This is a genomic window from Blautia sp. 1001283B150304_161114_C9, assembly GCF_015668165.1.
GTDB classification, from domain to species: Bacteria; Bacillota; Clostridia; order Lachnospirales; family Lachnospiraceae; genus Blautia_A; species Blautia_A wexlerae.
Window position 1 is genome coordinate 58,570 of sequence record NZ_JADPGO010000018.1, and the last position, 16,967, is coordinate 75,536.

Annotated in this window: 13 protein-coding genes; 3 read left to right on the plus strand and 10 right to left on the minus strand. The window is 39.7% G+C overall.

What is annotated here, in order from left to right; genetic code table 11:
- Positions 1 to 68 precede the first annotated feature (68 nt).
- Genes I4V44_RS10670 through I4V44_RS10710 form a run of 9 tightly spaced genes read right to left on the minus strand, consistent with a single transcriptional unit; the run spans position 69 to position 12,332 of the window.
- Entirely contained in the window at positions 69 to 1,430 is a 1,362-nt protein-coding gene (locus I4V44_RS10670) for a DUF4832 domain-containing protein (protein WP_243280266.1), read from the minus strand.
- Positions 1,423 to 2,094: a DUF4956 domain-containing protein gene (locus I4V44_RS10675; RefSeq protein WP_118569890.1), complete on the minus strand. Its 672-nt coding sequence runs from the start codon at positions 2,092 to 2,094 to the stop codon at positions 1,423 to 1,425. Before I4V44_RS10675 ends, I4V44_RS10670 begins: the two co-directional genes overlap by 8 nt.
- Entirely contained in the window at positions 2,091 to 2,843 is a 753-nt protein-coding gene (locus I4V44_RS10680; protein WP_196002696.1) for a polyphosphate polymerase domain-containing protein, read from the minus strand. Before I4V44_RS10680 ends, I4V44_RS10675 begins: the two co-directional genes overlap by 4 nt.
- On the minus strand, positions 2,830 to 4,650 hold the full coding sequence (locus I4V44_RS10685) for a CotH kinase family protein (protein WP_173742115.1): 1,821 nt from the start codon (positions 4,648 to 4,650) through the stop codon (positions 2,830 to 2,832). Before I4V44_RS10685 ends, I4V44_RS10680 begins: the two co-directional genes overlap by 14 nt.
- Complete coding sequence (gene pelG / locus I4V44_RS10690; protein WP_196002697.1) at positions 4,610 to 6,079, minus strand: exopolysaccharide Pel transporter PelG; 1,470 nt, start codon at positions 6,077 to 6,079, stop codon at positions 4,610 to 4,612. The genes I4V44_RS10685 and pelG overlap by 41 nt, the downstream gene beginning before the upstream one ends.
- Positions 6,060 to 7,511, minus strand: a complete 1,452-nt coding sequence (gene pelF / locus I4V44_RS10695) for a GT4 family glycosyltransferase PelF (RefSeq protein WP_330609294.1) — start codon at positions 7,509 to 7,511, stop codon at positions 6,060 to 6,062. The genes pelG and pelF overlap by 20 nt, the downstream gene beginning before the upstream one ends.
- Positions 7,508 to 9,337 carry a DUF2194 domain-containing protein gene (locus tag I4V44_RS10700; RefSeq protein WP_196002701.1) on the minus strand — a complete coding sequence of 610 codons (1,830 nt, stop codon included), beginning with the start codon at positions 9,335 to 9,337 and terminating at the stop codon, positions 7,508 to 7,510. The genes pelF and I4V44_RS10700 overlap by 4 nt, the downstream gene beginning before the upstream one ends.
- The gene (locus I4V44_RS10705; protein WP_196002698.1) at positions 9,334 to 10,227 is read right to left on the minus strand and encodes a hypothetical protein; all 894 of its coding nucleotides are present in this window, start codon (positions 10,225 to 10,227) and stop codon (positions 9,334 to 9,336) included. The genes I4V44_RS10700 and I4V44_RS10705 overlap by 4 nt, the downstream gene beginning before the upstream one ends.
- Positions 10,224 to 12,332, minus strand: coding sequence for an NAD(P)-dependent oxidoreductase (locus I4V44_RS10710; protein ID WP_196002699.1), 2,109 nt, complete (start codon positions 12,330 to 12,332; stop codon positions 10,224 to 10,226). Before I4V44_RS10710 ends, I4V44_RS10705 begins: the two co-directional genes overlap by 4 nt.
- 301 nt (positions 12,333 to 12,633) lie before the next feature.
- Between I4V44_RS10710 and I4V44_RS10715 the strand changes: the two genes are divergently transcribed.
- The 3 genes from I4V44_RS10715 to I4V44_RS10725 all read left to right on the plus strand — a co-directional run bounded on the left by I4V44_RS10715 (position 12,634) and on the right by I4V44_RS10725 (position 16,111).
- Positions 12,634 to 14,682, plus strand: coding sequence for a M28 family peptidase (locus tag I4V44_RS10715; RefSeq protein ID WP_196002702.1), 2,049 nt, complete (start codon positions 12,634 to 12,636; stop codon positions 14,680 to 14,682).
- Between the two features lie 64 nt (positions 14,683 to 14,746).
- On the plus strand, positions 14,747 to 15,388 hold the full coding sequence (locus I4V44_RS10720; RefSeq protein ID WP_025580832.1) for a GNAT family N-acetyltransferase: 642 nt from the start codon (positions 14,747 to 14,749) through the stop codon (positions 15,386 to 15,388).
- 348 nt (positions 15,389 to 15,736) lie between these two features.
- Entirely contained in the window at positions 15,737 to 16,111 is a 375-nt protein-coding gene (locus I4V44_RS10725) for a BlaI/MecI/CopY family transcriptional regulator (RefSeq protein WP_008707184.1), read from the plus strand.
- Positions 16,112 to 16,193: 82 nt separating this feature from the next.
- Here the strand turns inward: I4V44_RS10725 and I4V44_RS10730 are convergent, their stop codons facing one another.
- Positions 16,194 to 16,517 (minus strand): hypothetical protein, encoded by a 324-nt coding sequence (locus I4V44_RS10730; protein ID WP_196002700.1) that lies wholly within the window; start codon positions 16,515 to 16,517, stop codon positions 16,194 to 16,196.
- Positions 16,518 to 16,967 lie beyond the last annotated feature (450 nt).

A 16,967-nucleotide genomic window follows, 5' to 3' on the forward strand; every position in this document is an offset into this window, starting at 1 on the left:
TTTGCTCATTTATAGTAATTAAATAAGGTAATTTTAGTTTCTAAATATCAAAACGTAACTCTTTCAGTTTACTGAAAAAGATAATTTTTCCCTTCATTATAAGTTCCTTTCATTGAAAATCGAACAGCTAATTTCCCAGTCATCGGATCTTCAATACCTATACTGATCTTATATTTCTTTCCGGCCAGTGAGATCAGCTTTTTTACCTGCATTCTTGTTTTTGTCTGTAAAGTTTCTTCCGGCAGAAGTGATTTTAACGAAATGTCAACCGCTTCTTTTTCAAGACTATTTCCATCCTCATCTTCTACCAGAACCCATACAGGCCAGTCTTCATAAAATGGTGCAACTCCATCATTCTTCCATTTAAGATTCAGGCTGACATAACCCGGCATCTGAATAAGGCTTGCTTGCGAAATCCACAAACGATATCCCATGCTTCCTAAAACTTTCCTATAACCATTTTCATAAGTTTTATCCGCTATTTTCGGTCCAAGAAAAGTAGTATGTGCTTTCTTTATCAGATTTATTGTCTGATCCAGATTTGTGTCAAGCAAATCTTTCATTGTAATTGAACTTGTAAACTCACCTCCGGAAGGAAACTTTTTCCAGAAATCTTTCATTGCGGATAACCCTTTTTTCTCATGAGTCTGGTCAAACTCACCGCCTTCATTAATCCAGCGAAACCATTCCTCTGTGCTCTCTGGCTGTCCGGTCATATCGTTGTAGAGACCTGTTCCATAATGTTCTCCCTCACTAAAAGGTCTTCTCATCAGTATCATGGAATCAGGGAAGGCCTCTGTCCATGGAATCATATAACGTTCTCTTACAGATTCTTCCGGCAGACTCTGTATTCCTGCGGAAATATTTACATGCCATTCTCCCCAGTGCCCCAGACTTCCAAGTTCGATATAACTGACCAGTCCATCTCTGCCAAAATGCTCTCCAAGTGCATTAACTGCCCTTTTGTGATATTGTATCATCTGTTCATTATTATAATCAGGAGCATATCCCTTTCCATACTCCATATCATACCAGGTTCCCGCATGATCAGTTTTGTCATATAGCCATTGTGGAATGTCCATATGCTTTTCCTCCCCGGGAATATCACACACAAACCTCAGTACCAGGTGTTTCCCTTCTTCTCTCCATCTGTCAGTCTGATTTTCTCTTTCGATTTTCTCCCAGTCATATTTTCCTTCCGCCGGTTCCAGTTCAGCCCAGGTAATATCCATATACAGTAAAGATATATCCTCTCCTACTGTTTCTTCCCAGGCACAAGGTGCATATCCCATTAATGGATTTCCAAAAATTTCTTCTGTTTTTTCATATATCTGAGTTTTTCTTCCAAATACCATCCATACTCCTGCTGCTATAATAACTAAAAGTCCAAAACCCAACAGAACCAGATATCGTTTCTGACTTTTAGCCATGATATTCTCCATTATACTGAATCAATGTAACATCTTCCACTCCACCGATATCCCGGATTTTTTCCATAAACTCCATATCATTCTGTCTGCAATATATTTCCACTGCCATTTCTGTTTTTTCATTGCGCATAGTTTTTGATTTTACGAAATATTTTCTTTTTCCAAAACAGCGGATAATTTCATCTCCCGCCTGAGTTCCATGATAATGAATCACTGCAATATAAATTCTGCCATTTTGTTGTTTGTGATAAAACAGGGTGATCATCAGAATGATAATCACAGCTGTCAACAGAGTTAATGCATACATACCTGCACCGGCTGTAATCCCCGATGTGATTGCCCAGAACAGATACAGAAGATCCATCGGATCTTTAATTGCTGTACGAAAACGTACAATAGACAATGCACCAACCATACCAAGAGAAATCACAATATTGCTGCTGATCGCAAGTGTTACCATACAGGTAAGCACTGTCATTCCCACAAGTGTAACTGCAAAACTTCTGGAGAAAATAACTCCAACATAAAATTTCTGATAAACCAGATAAATCACACTTCCCAAAATCAAAGCCACTGCCAGAGCAGCCAATATCTTAGGTATATCATACTGACTGAACATTCCTGATTCCAGTACAGATTTTTTTATCATGTCCTGTACACTCATCTTATCATCCTCCCCTGTGTATCATACCAATACTCAAATCCATTCATGTACCGCGTTTTTTCATAACACAGTACATATTTGGAAACTGCTGTAAATTCTGCTGCCTGCGGCGGCAGAAGATTTCTCAGAATCTGAGGCAGCAGCTCTGTAAATTTCACTTCCATGATCAGTTTTCCCGGTTCCAGTACAGATAAAGCCGGAAGCGTACTGTCGAAAATATCATAGCTTCCAACAGCAGCTCTGACATCTGTATCAAATGTGATCCTGACTGTTCCCTCATCCATGATCCATGGTTCTCTCTCATAATCTACGATTGTTCTCGGCCGCATCATATTACTCATACATTCTATGTAAAATTCCCTGCAAAGATTATACGGACTTTTCAGAAGAAATTCATACTCGCCGGAAAGAATTTTTTGCACCTCATCTTTTGTCAGCGGGGCATCTTCTTTATAAATATAACTGCCGAACTTCTTTTTTCTCTCCAGCTTGATACTTTCAGCACTATAATTATAAATTCGTATCCTGTATTTCTTCCTCATAAGAACGCCGCTTTCCTTTTCTTCATATGCACTGTTCCAGTAATCATCAAAATACAGGCTCCGTATCAGATATCCTCCATTTTCTGCATGAGGATCCAGTTTCATAAGTGGCTTCATCCGAAGATTCAGGACTTCTTTCTCACTGGTACTGATAAGATATTTCCATTCATTACGAAAATGTTCTTTCTTCCTGTCAGCCTTCTTCATAATTGTCTTCCTCTACCGTACTATCTTCTGTTATGTAAAAGCACTTCATACCATAATGCTTTCCTTCGTCTGTTACATAATAATCAAATGCATCCTGCGTTTTTCCAGATGTATTTGTTGCTCTTATTCTCACAAAGTACTGTCCTGCTTCCGGAAGGTCCATCTCAGTTTCCGGAACAGTCAGGGTTGTATTGTGATAGATTACATCCTGAAACAGATAATCTCGCGCAACCTCCACAGAATACGTAATGTCCTCTGCGTCCAGATCATAAGATACATCCCAGTTAAATTTCAACTTATTACCGTCTATTGTCGGAACACCTATATAAAATGGCATTGGTGTTTCCAGGCTTTCCAGATATAACTTATAGTTCTTCTCTATCTCATCAGGAAGTGATGCTACAATCTGATCGTATTGTTCAGATGTAAGCGGTTCATACTCTGCATCAGGCATCGAATATAAATAGGGCTTCAGTACGTTCTTATAGCTCTCTATCTTTGATATGAGCATATCTTTGTTCAGATATTCCCTCAGTTCCAGAATGGCATCATTTAATTTTTCCCGGAAAGACCGTGACTTCAGACACCTTTGAAACAGAACATTTCCCCAGTAATTACTGATTCCCTTTTCCCAACTGCCCTGATCCGAAAAATTCTTTAATTCATATTCCGATCTCATCAGACAGCCATCGTTATCCCAGGCAATAAAGTACCAGATATCTGAATTCAGAGGACTGTATAAATAAACATTTCTGTTCTGTGTGTCTACGTTTCCCATCAGAATCTGAAATGCCATCCAGTAAACAATATTTTCTTCATCAAAATGTTCTTTCAGTACATCTTCAATCCCTATAGAGTAATCATTCAGATCTGTCAGCATATCGATCAATTTGGTATGATCTGAATCCCCTTTTATTTCCAGCATTTTTTCAAAGGCTGTTTTATCATATCCTGCATCATCTTCTTTTTTTATAATATCTTCGTAACGATAGAATTCAAAAGAATTAATCTTATACAATTGTCCGTTTGAATCCAGTCCATGACTCTTTAATGCTGTCTTATTCAGTTGTTCAACCTGTGTATAAATTCCATAATCCTCAAATTTTCCATCTGATTCTTCTGTATTATCCTTTACATACAAATGCACAAACTGTGTACGTAAACCAACCATCTGAGGAATTCCCCTAATCAGATCATATGCCAGCTTATTTCGAAAGCGCATTCCTTCTGTCATATGTTTATTCAGGTTAATGGTTCTCTGTCCTCTCCACGTTCCTTTATTCTTTTTTAACTCAATTTTATAATTTTTTTGTGCATTCTGGCTGGATGTCTGGCCTCTGATCTGAACAGTTGCATTAGGCACGCTTTCTCCATATCCGACTTCCCCTTCTATCGGTCCATTCTCATCTCCCACCTGTAAAAGTCCTGCCACCTGATATCTCTCCACTCCCATATCTTCGTAGTCATAAACAGAATAGCTGTTGATTTCCTTCCATGTATGATATGTATTTTCGGATGAATTTCCCTTAGATACAGTAAGATACATGGTAACAACACTGGTATCATCAGCATTTTCATACAAAGAATCCTTATCTCTTAAATGCATCTCATTGATTTCTTCTTTCTCTGCTTTTTCTGTCTTTACCTGTTCTGTTTCGTTATCTTCCTGTACTGCCTGATCCTGCGAAGAGTTTCCCGCTTTTTCCAGAGTGCAGCCTCCACAGAGAGAAAGGCTGACTAATACTGCACTTATCAGATTTATTTTTTTAATTCCTGTCAACGTTCGTTCTCCTTTCCAGTTTCTCATCCATAAAACATCCGATTCTGGTAAATACCCCCGATTTGTCTTCTGCTACCACCGGCTGTATGCTGAGAATATAATATGGCAGACGTCTGGTATAACGTTCCAGACGGATCATAACTATAAAATAAAACAGTACACATCCTGCCAGAAACCCAAAGCCATAATATACCTGCGGACAAAACAATGAAATCACAGTAAACACAGAAGTTCCCACGGCAAAAATTACAGAAGCAGCCAACGCTCCCCTGTAATCTGTAAAATATAAAAGAAGCAGAAGCATCGTATTTGCAACTGCATAAATGCCGTACCCAACACAAAGTGTCCGGAAATATCCATACATCAGATCATTAAATCCCAAAGGAAGGTACTTCAAAAGACTCTCACCCACTGAAATCGCCAGTGCAGTAGTCAGTAACTGCTTCAAAGCGGTATATTTCAATTCTCTGTTCAGTACATCCAGCATTTCTGTACCGGCCTGCATAATATCCTTAATGGTTCCCCCATCATTGAATAAACTGTAATAATTCCTGTATTTCGGATAAAAATTAACTTCTACAGAAACCACAAAATTTACAGTGGTGATCAGAATTGTCAGAAATGCAATCAATGCCGGTACGTCATGAGACGGTGCCCCATAAAAAAGTCCTTTTACCTGTTTCCCCAGCGGTCCGGCCCACATAATCACAAGGTGAGCAAACAGCCCGATATTAATGCAGAGTCCTGTAAATGCCAGCGGCAGAAACTCATCTGCCCACCTTAAAAATAAGAATGCACTGATATCACTTTGTGGAAAATACTCATACAGTAAAACAACATCCCATAAAAGCATGATCCCATATCCAATGCATACCGCAGCCATCAATGCTTCCACATGGGAAATTCCCAGAAACAGCAATAAAGCTCCCGAAAGAAAAGTAACAGCGATCGCAGCAAGAAAGGATAACATAATTCCTCTGTAATCTTTAATTGCAGTAAGATAACTCATCGCATTCCATGTAACGATCAGTTCTCCAAACAACTCAAAACATAAAAACTTATCTATAAGCCCAACTCCGGAAAATATCAGAAAAATCCCATATATAATTCCTCCTGCAATAAGCATTAAGCCTGTCGAACCCCAGAAAGATGACAGAACAGCCTCATTTTTTTCTTCATAAAGCATATCTGCAATAAATCTTGTTACTACCATTGACAAGAAACTGGTTACCGTCAATGATGCAAGAAGTGTATATGTGATCATGCAGACCAGTAATTCTCTGCTCTGTTTCGGAGCGCCTGTCCTGTCACACAAAAACATAACCCCCAGCAGAAGTACGATACCAAGCAACATGGGACCGGTACAGATAATCCCTGCATATCCATAGGCGCGGAAAGAAGCAAACAGCCCTCTTCTGCTGAACAGTTTTTTGAGTTCAAATCCAATCCCTGCCATATGCTTCCTCCACCTCCCTGTAAAGTTTTCTGTATTCACTGATCATGCGCTCATGCCTGTAATATGCCTTAGTTCTTGCCTGTCCGCTTTTTCCCATTCTGATCCGTCTTCTCCTGGATTCACACATTTTTTCCATAGCGGCAGCAAGTCCATCCCTGTACATAGGCGGAACGCAATAACCGGCACATCCAAAATCATCTCCTTCTTTCCCATTCAGAAGTTCCCGGCAACATCCTACATCAGTGGTTACACATGGGCGTCTGGCTGCAAATGACTCCAACACGGATAATGGCTGTCCTTCTGATATACTGGTAAGGATCGTAAAATCCAGTTTTCTCATATACTGTACAATATCTACCCTTCCTGTAAAAACAAGATTTTTGATATCCAGCTGTTTCACCAGTGCATAACACTCATCTGCATATTCCTCGTCATCTACCCCTCCCAGAATATGAAGTCTCACATTCTCCATTCTGGATGAGAGTTCATAAAATGCATATATCATAGTCTTTATATCTTTAATGGGTGCGAGACGGACTACCGCACCTATGTCTACCCATCCATCTTCCTCTTTCAGAGGAATCTGTGACAACCTGTCATAATTAATACCATTTTCAATTACTCTGCATTTCTCTGCATCACAGCCAATCTGTATTTGCGTAAGCATCGCATTCGTAAATAAACTGGTTACCCGAAAAGCCCTTTTATAAATTGCTTCTGATAACATATAAAAGAAAGAAATCCACTGTTTTTTAAATGATGGGATTACCCATTTTGCCCTGATGATCTCTTCCTCTCTTTCTCTTGTGTATATCCCATGCTCTGTAAGTAATACCGGTCTCCTGTAAACATATCCTCCAAGGCAGGCAAGAAGTCCCCCATATCCTGTTGAAATGGCATGATAGGTATCTGCCAGAGGAACCTCTGAACCCAGAAGATATAAAACCGGAAGCAGCATGGAACGCATTGTATGAAACGCATCCGCAAATGCAATATACGGATATTTTTCCAGACAGCTCTCTGTTAATATATTTAAAAACTGCTCACTTTTCAGAAATGACATCGGATTCATTTTCCGGTCGTGATATAAATGAAACAATACTTCCCAGTCAGGATGACTGCATTCCATCAATTCTCTTAGACTCTTTGTTTCTTCTTCCGAAAAACGATTGATTCTGTGCAGCTGTCCTTTTTGATTTCCATGTTCCTTCAGTTTTAATGCATCATCCAGAAATACCTCATGGACTTCCACCACATTATCCGGCAGTTCATAGACAAATTTTCCACGGTCACATGCATGTGCTCCTATCACCCACAGTACAAACTCATGCTCTTTCATAACAGTGATATACTGATGCATCCATGTCGAAACTCCACCATGCACATACGGATAACAGCCTTCTAAAACCAGACAGATTCTCAATTCTCTCACCTTATTTCTATTTTCACTGATTTCTCTTTTGCCCGAAGCAGATAGAGATTTCCGGTAATATGCGTCAGTTCTCCACCTTCTATATTACCCGGAGTCCCTTCATTCATTCTTATCATAATATAAGCTTCATCATAAAAATTATCCAATTTAAGACTAAGTTCCTGATCTGATATATCCTTATCGATCACCAGCGCCCCATACCGCTGTATTGCGCCTGATAGTTCGGAAGCAGTAAGATTTCTCAGACATGGAGCTGAAGTATACAGCCAATCCATATATTCATCCAGCCGTTTTTTCAGTTTCTTCCATCCCAGTCTGGCACCTCTGTCTTCGTCCAACAGATCATCCGGATGCATAAAATGTGTATTGACAAAATGCATATTCAGTTCAGATACAGCCGCAAGTTCCATATAATCATCAATCACTGCACCGGAAATAATACGGGGCTGTTCCACAATTCCATCTTCTGCGGCTTCAAACTCCTGTGTATATGCCATATCTCCGACAAAATAATTACTTGCAATTGTACGTATCTCCGGAAATTCTTTTACGATCATTTCCCGCCCTTCATCTGACAGCACATTAGACGGCGGTACATAAACAGACAATTCTGTCCCCGGAAACATCTCTTTTCCAAACCGTATCAGCTCCGCCATGGCTTTTTTCATTGCATCATAGCTCTCCCATGTTTTATATGGAAGGATATTTGCATAATCCACATTTGACAGGCTCAATGGCTGATGATTATACCCATGATATCCCAGTTCTCCTCCCTGATGAAGCAGCATATTCCCAAAATACTGAAATCTCTGCACATCTTCCTGTTCCACAACATCTCCGGACACATCATCCTCATAATTATCAATAATAACACCTGTATATTTCACACCGTGTTCCTCTGCCATATCCAGCATATCCGGCCACCAGATATTTGTATAAAACTCTTTGATGCTGAGACCATAATCACGTTTGATATATGTTCCATCTCCACTCGGCACAGGAGATGGAAAATCATCCAGATAAAATACAGATCCATTAAGCACCGGGTAGACCATCACATCTGTCAGCAGGCTATAGGATGCCGCAAAGAATCCTCTTGTGGCTTTTTCACATAATCCAAAATTGTCAACTACAAATTTACCTTTTCCATAACTATTTTCCCAGATAAGCGGAACCTTCTTTTCATCATCTGCCCATGCATAAACCTTCGCTGTTTCTCCAACACTTACTTCCCATGCTGAATCATATGCGTCCGGAATCTGGTAAGATCTTCCCCCTCCAATCATGAAATCATCATCAATATAGATTTTATCTACCAGAACATTTCCATAATCAGAGTCTGTAATTCCCAATTTCTGCTCAATGATCGAAACATATGTATCCTTCTGAAGTGTTAACGCAAAAAGAACACTACCTCCACTTTCTACCCAGTTTCCAATCTTTATAACTGTATCCTTTAACGGATTCAGATCCGACATCAGTACTACTATTGTTTCATAACCTGAAAAATCAGGAACTTCATTTTTTCTGACATCTATCATATCCGCTCCTGTTTTCATATCCATGAAAATTCTTTCAAATTGTTCCCATGCTTCCACACTGTCTGCCTGACTGCTGTCCATCAGCACCAGACAACTGCTCTCAATATTTTTGACTGCCTGTGTTTCAGTTACAACCGTATTCCTGTCCAGATATGCATTCTTCTTAACATCTGCCTGATATTGAATTCCTGAACGCTCTGTCCAAAGCACCACACTAATTGCCAGAAAAACTCCCAGAATAACAGTCAGACCCTTAAATCGAAAAGACTGTAAATATTTTATCATTCCTGCCAAAAAGCCAATGCCTCCTTTCCTTTCGCCGACAGGTAAATATGCTCCTGCTGAATCTGCTCTAATGTTTCCTTTAATTCTTTTCCCTGTTTCAGTTCTACGTAATATCTGATCCTGAGTATCCAGTATTCTTCATTTCTGTGCCACTTCTTATCCATTCTTTCCAGACTTTTAAGAACCTGTTCATACTCCTTCATCTGCATTTGATTCTCAGTCAGACATACATATGTATGAAGATCTTCTTTAAATTTCAGTTTTTTCTTCAGAAGTTTTATATATTGATTTCTTTGCACCAGTTCCATCTGTCCTTCCAGAAGTCCCTGAGATAAATACTCCTGAAGAAAATCACAGTACTCTGAAATAAGCTGTTGATTTTCCGGTTCTTTTGCATATCTGTATTCTATCTTCTGCAGTCTGCTTTCATATTCCTTAGACAGCTCTACCATTCCTGTGATCGCATAATGCACAACCTCTACATCGTCATTCATCCTTGCCTGTTTAAGCATATCGATGTAATTCTCCGGATCATTATTCAATACATTCATAATCAGATCACGCCTCATAGCGGCCTCATCAATAAGAAGCACTTCCTCCAGTGGCACAATATTTCTGTCACTTTCTTCTTTCGGTGCTATAATGCTTCTGTAAATTTCTTCATTGATCTTCATTTTTTCTATTCCGATTTCACGCTTTTTATCCTGGTGAAAAAATATCTGGAAATGCAGAAGCAATACACAGATCATACCCCATACCGGTACAAAGATCACAGGTAATATGAGATACCTCTTCACCTTCAGTAAATGGGAGTTTATTCCTGTCCATACTAAAACACAACAGATAATATGGAATATAATAAAAACAACCCCTGTTATATTCTGTATCATTCTTCAGCTACCCTGCTTTCGTTACGGGTGTCAATCACTCTGCAATGAAGTCCGTTCTTTTCGAGCCTTTCAATTACTATCGGTAACATGGCATCATCCACCTGTGACAGTATCAGATAGAGTTGTCCATCCTCCGATGTTCCCAGTATGTCATTCTCTCTGATTTTATTTTTTAATATCCTGTCTGTTTCCTCCAGTGTCATTTCCGGATTTTCAATCTGCAGCAGAGCATATGATCCTATTTTCTGTTCTTTTATGGAATGAAATAACTTCAGCCTTTCCATAAAATACTCTGTTTTTAATATATGAGTTCCTTCCAGATATTCCCTGTCTCTGACTGCTTCCTGATATTCCAGTGCACGCAGCAGAGAGACTTCTACCAGACCGCATAAAATTTTGATAAGATTCAGATAATACAATGTCATCTGATTACTGGCTGCATCCTGGATAAATACCAGCATTACAAGTTCTTCATTTCTCTTTATCCCTGCAATATATGCCGGATATCCGGCAAGCAGTTCCCTGTTTCTCCAGACCTCACCCTTTTCCAGCGTTTCTATCGCATTCTGATACTCTTCAATCCTTATAGAATTCGGCATTTTTCTGCGAATTTCAGGTGATGACATTTCCATCCTTCCAAAACGTTTCCATGAATCAAGTGAATAAAGTACAATTGTATGATTTTCCAGAACATCTTCCATTACCCTTATGGTTTCCATAAACAGTTTCTGAGGCTGTATCACATCCAGCTTTCTTGTTATATCAAAAATTTTTCCAAAGCTGTCCCTGCTTCCGAGAATCTGCTTCTTATATTGTCTTTTATCCTGAAGCGTCTCCTGATACATTTCCTGCATAAAGAAAAATTTTTCCTTAATCAGTCGGTTTTCTTTTGTTACAAATTCTATATCCTCTTTATTCTTCAGCCTTATATAACCACAGACAGCACCTGCGGCAAAATAAAAAATAAATGGAATCCAGTTAGAAGCCTCATAAAACAAAGTATATATGTTTACATTCTCCTGCCTGTATGCTGCAATCAAAGAACAAGTTTCCAACGCAGCTGCTGATATTCCATAATTAATTCCATAAAGACTTCCCATAAATACAATAAATACAAGTCTCAGGTCAATCATTTTAAACTGAGCATAAGTTCCTGTATATTTGTTTAGAAATTCAAATAAAATAAATCCTGAGATTAATTCCAGAATGTGGATCAGCAAAGTATTTTTTGATATCCAATTCCTGATATTTGCAAAATGTCCGGAATCTGAATCTGATAATTTTTTATACTCCTGATACATCCCGGGAATATCTTCAAAAACAGATATCTTTGGAAACCACCCATATTCATGTCTTATAATCTGATCATCCGGCTGTACCTTATAAATCTGACCGCTGTTCTGATATCTTATATCCAGTTTACCGGGAATTGTCTTTCTGATTTCTTTTTCCAGATCACTGAAACTCTGCCTGAAACAATCCGGAACATTCAGACAGCGTTCTTTTCCCCAATTGTCATATACTTTATAAAGCAGTTCTGCCAGATCATCCATACATAGAAAATAAATATTTTGTTCCGGTGATTCCTCAAAAACAATTTTTCCGCTTTCTTCTGCCTCTGTAAACAGCTTATAAAAAAAGTCCTGGGTGTATACCGCTGAATATAAATGAGGAATTCTCAGAATCTTGGTGTTTATCTGATACATATTTCCATATTCCATAACTACATTTTCTGCTGCGGATACCAGAAGTGTTTTTCCACTTGTAATATTATAAATGCTCTCCTGCCCGGTCAGATACAACATTCTTATTTCCTTATTCTTTTTGCATAACTGAAGTATCTGTCTCAGTTGTTCCAGTTCTCCGGTCATCCTTCCATGCATGGTCAGATAATTAGAAAAATAAACAATTCTTTCAAACTCATATGTTTCGAAAATCTCTTTCAGTTCTTTCTCATCTTTTATGAACGGACGAGATAATATATTCTTGTTTCGATTTGATTTCAGCATCTCATTTCCCAGTACAACTACATCACATTCAGGAAATGATTCTTCTATAAAAGTTTCTGTTACATATCCTGTATTTCCTGCCAACAATACTTCCATATTTATTCACCTCAATAAAGTGAAGTATAACAAAGTTATTTTTTCTTTTCAATATCAGCATCTTTACAGAAAATAGCTTTTTTCTCAACAACTGTTGTCTTGTTCCTGCTGCTGTTCTATGCTAAAATATTTCCAGTATAAAATCATAAACTACAGACAGATCAGTACCCTGACATTTCCGGCACTGATCATATCTGATCATATTATACAAACTGTCAGGAAAGAGGCGATTACATTGAACATTGAAGATTCCTGTATTTCCTGCATTGACACAGACTGGTCCTACCAGCTTGCCAGACGCATGGAAAAAGAGAAAACAAACCCTGTTCTGGGCTATCGTACTGCAGGTTCCGCTGCTGAAACAGCTACAGGAGATATGTTATACAGGGAAATGAAAGCTATCGGACTTACCGATGTAACCAGAGATACATTCTCACTGGACGGATGGGAATTCGAGAAGGCAGTCCTGAAATTTACAGATGATGACGGGCAGGAACACACCTTTCAGATGGGCGGATATCAGACAAATTTCGAGACAGACGGATTTGAAGATTACGAACTCGTTTATCTGGGAAAAGGAACTGCTGCAGATTATGAAGGCATAAACGTAAAAGGAAAGCTGGTTATGGTTGAGATCAACCAGCGAGACGAATGGTGGATCAGCTTCCCTGTTTATCAGGCTTATCTGCGCGGCGCTGCTGCCCTGATCGCAGTTCAGGCAAACGGCTACGGAGAAATCGCAGAGTCTGCGCTGAATGCACAGGATATCGCAGGTCCTGATTTCGCACCTGCATTCTCTCTGTCTCAGGCAGATGCACGTATCCTGAAGCGTTCTCTCCGAAATAAAATTTCCGCCTGCGAAGACAACACCACTGATTCAGAAGATACCCATAACACTCTGGAACAGGATGCTGCTTTATTACGCAGATCCTCATTAAAAGTATCACTGGATGCCCGTTCCAGAGTCATTCCGGACACAACAGCAGGCAATATCACAGGTAAAATACAGGGTACTGAGACAGACTCTATGATCCTGCTGTCTGCACACTATGATTCCTATTTCGATGGATTCCAGGACGATAATGCGGCAGTTGCCATGATGCTCGGCATTGCCCGTTCACTGGTAAAGGGCGGCTATAAGCCTGCCCACACTCTCGTTTTCTGCGCAATGGCTGCCGAGGAATGGGGAATCATTGATTCCAAATACGACTGGTCTACAGGAGCCTACAATCAGGTATTCCGCGTACATCCTGACTGGCAGGGTAAAGTGATCGCAGACCTGAATTTTGAACTTCCTGCACACGCACACAATACACAGGATGCTATCCGCTGTACCTATGAATATGCAGATTTCATCAGACAGTTTACAGACAGCCTGACTGTCCCGAAGGAAGCATATCCTGACGGGATCACGGTTCTCTCTCCCATCGAGACATGGTCTGATGATTTCTCCATGGCAATCGCAGGTATCCCATCCACAGTCAATGATTTCAGCGCCGGGCCCTTCATGCAGAATTATTATCATTCCCAATATGATAATCAGGATGTTTACCAGGAAGCTGTCTATCAGTTTCATCATGAATGCTATCTGAAACTGATCATGGCCATTGACAGACTTGTCCTGCCACCGATGAATTTCAGCAATACCATGAACGCAGTCGCAGAAAGTATCCACGAAAATGCACTCTCATTTGCTGATCCTGAGCAGAATGTTCTGCTCAGAAACCTGCAGACAATTATCGCTTCTGCCGAAAATATTTATGACAAAATCTGCCAGATTAATGCGGAATATGCCACACTTTCAGACTCCGACGCCCGTATTGCTTTCCGCCACAAATGGGAATATGCCGGACTGGAGCTGCTGAAAACTTTCCGCAAGGCACAAGACTATCTGGTACGTCTCAACTGGCAGGATGAAGTAATTTTTCCACAGGAAGCTGCCTCCAAAAATATCCGACAGCTGGAAAAAGCCAGCCGGGCTTTATCCGAGGGAAATATTACAGATGCATTGAAGGCCCTCTATCGAGTAGACAATAATATGTACGCATTTCTCTTCGATGAAGAAGTTTACTATCACTTCACCGAATACATTCTTCACCAGCCAAAAGACCGCCTGATGTGGGGTGCCGGACGTATCATGCATCACGAAAATCTCTACGGGATCGTGCAGAAACTGAAGCAGCGCATGGAAGAAGAAATACCGGAACTCGACAGTGAGATCCGTCGCCTGGAAGCTGCCCTGCGCAGACAGAAGGCTTATTATAAGGATGATATCCGCTACTTAAACACCTCCGTTAATAAGCTGTCTGCGATGTTGGATAACATCTATAATAATCTACTGTCTTTTTAAAAAACATTACCACTCCCGGGAACAGCAATGTTCCCGGCAATAAATAAGGAGATTACTACATACCATGGAAAGTGATAATTTGTACAGAGTACAGGAAGAAGATTTACCACGATTACAGAAACTGTTAACGGTCTGTTTCGCACAGGATCCGCTGTATCATACCCTGATTCCTGATGATGACACCAGAGAAAGACTTCTGCCGGAGCTCTTTTCCTGCGATCTGACGGAGTTCTTTCAGACATGCGAAATTTATTCTGACAGCAGCGAACTGAACAGTATCCTGGTTGTTTCTGACGAAAGCGAACCTTACAATTTTCTGCACTACTGTCTCACAGAGGCCAGAGCTGCACTTACCACTGACGGATGGCTGATCAAAGAAGATCCAAGCCTGAAAACCTTCTGGAATTTCATTCAGGGCAAAGACTACCTGAACTCAAGCTGGACTGATCAGCTTCACCAGACAGAACGTCTCCATGTGATCTACCTTGCGGTAGACCCCGGACACCAGCATCATGGGCTGGCAGAACTTCTGATGGATGAAGTGATAAATTACGCCCAGAAACACAAGATGCTGATTTCTCTGGAAACCCATAATCCCAATAACGTTCCTATTTATGAACACTTCGGATTTAAAACATACGGGATAGTGGAAAAACCTCACTTTGATCTGAAACAATATTGCATGATCCGAGAGGCTACTGTATAATTTGTATCTGTACTGCTCTCGCAATTATTAACATAAAGGCTCCGTAATTGATAAATTAACCTATTTTTCACTTACATTTTTGTCTATTTCTACGTCTAGTAATATTTATACTTTTATATTAAAATAGCATACAGATGTCGGATAAAACTTTTCCACATCTGTTTGTTTATGGTACCATGTGTACTTTTCCGCTACTATTCTTAATTACTGTTAACTGTTCAGAGACATTCCATTCAACGGACTGTTGAACATCCACGATTACCAGAAACAAAAGTATTTACCTGGCAATAAAAATTTTAATAACCCCCAGAGTACACATCACTACACTGATAAGGAGGACTTATAATAATGGTACGAAATGCAATGAGCGCAACAGAATTTTATATTTTACAATATTTATGGACCAGAGAAACACCTGCAACTTTTTCTGAGATTATGGTTCACTTTAATGAGGAAGAAAAGAAAGCATGGAAGAAACAGACAGTAAACACATTTCTTTCCCGTCTGGCACAGAAGGGCTTTTTGAATATTGACAAGAGCGGAAAAAGAGCTATCTATATTCCATCTGTCACCTCAAAGAAATTCTATGAAAATTATGCCCAGGAGATTGTAAAGGATTCTTACAACGGAGCCATCAAAGATTTCATCGCTGCATTTACAGCAGGAAATAAATTAAGCGCAGCTGAGAAAGCTGAATTATTATCTTATATCCAGACACTTTAATCAGAAATGCTCAATAAAAAGGCTGTCATTAACAACAGCCTTTTTTATTTACAGAATTACTATAAATACCGAATCAGAGAAATTACTCAGACTCTTCTATATTTTCCAACGTAAGCTTATGATATGGCGTGCGCACATATTTTCCGTCGACCAACGGAATATCACTCTTATCTCCATCCGTTGCGATTACAAATGCAAGATTCAGCATTTCACGCGCCTGCCCCTCTTTATCATTATAAACCGTTCCAAGCATTTCCTCATTCTTTACAGCCTCAATCCCCTCATCTGTACGGTCGACCAGATTGACACACACCACATCACATCCTTTATCGATCAGGTTTTTCACCTGTTCATTCTGCGTCAGCTGACTCTGTGATGCATCCAGGATTTCCAGATTGATTGCCACACCGCTGGATTCCTCTTGCCAATGATTTTTTCAGGTTATATTTTTTCTATTGTGATTTTTTCATATTACTTCCTATTACATAATGTTCGGATCAAAAGGTATTTTTCCCCTAACTTGATACCCACGAATTACTCCGCACTTTGCAGCTCCCGCAATTTTATTATATGTTTATATATATACAGCATAAAAGCCACTCTACAGATTATTCATCCAAAGAGTGGCCATCCTTATTTTTATCAGATACTTATGGTAAGTATACCCGTATATTCATTTTTACACAAAAAAACCAGCTAACTGTTAGCTGGTTTCTCATTGTACCTTCAAAACTACATACATGTTGACATTTCCTTGAGATTCATTCTTCCTGCGATTCTTGGTCAAGCCCTCACCCGATTAGTAACAGTCAGCTCCATGCATTGCTGCACTTCCACCTCTGCCCTATCTACCTCG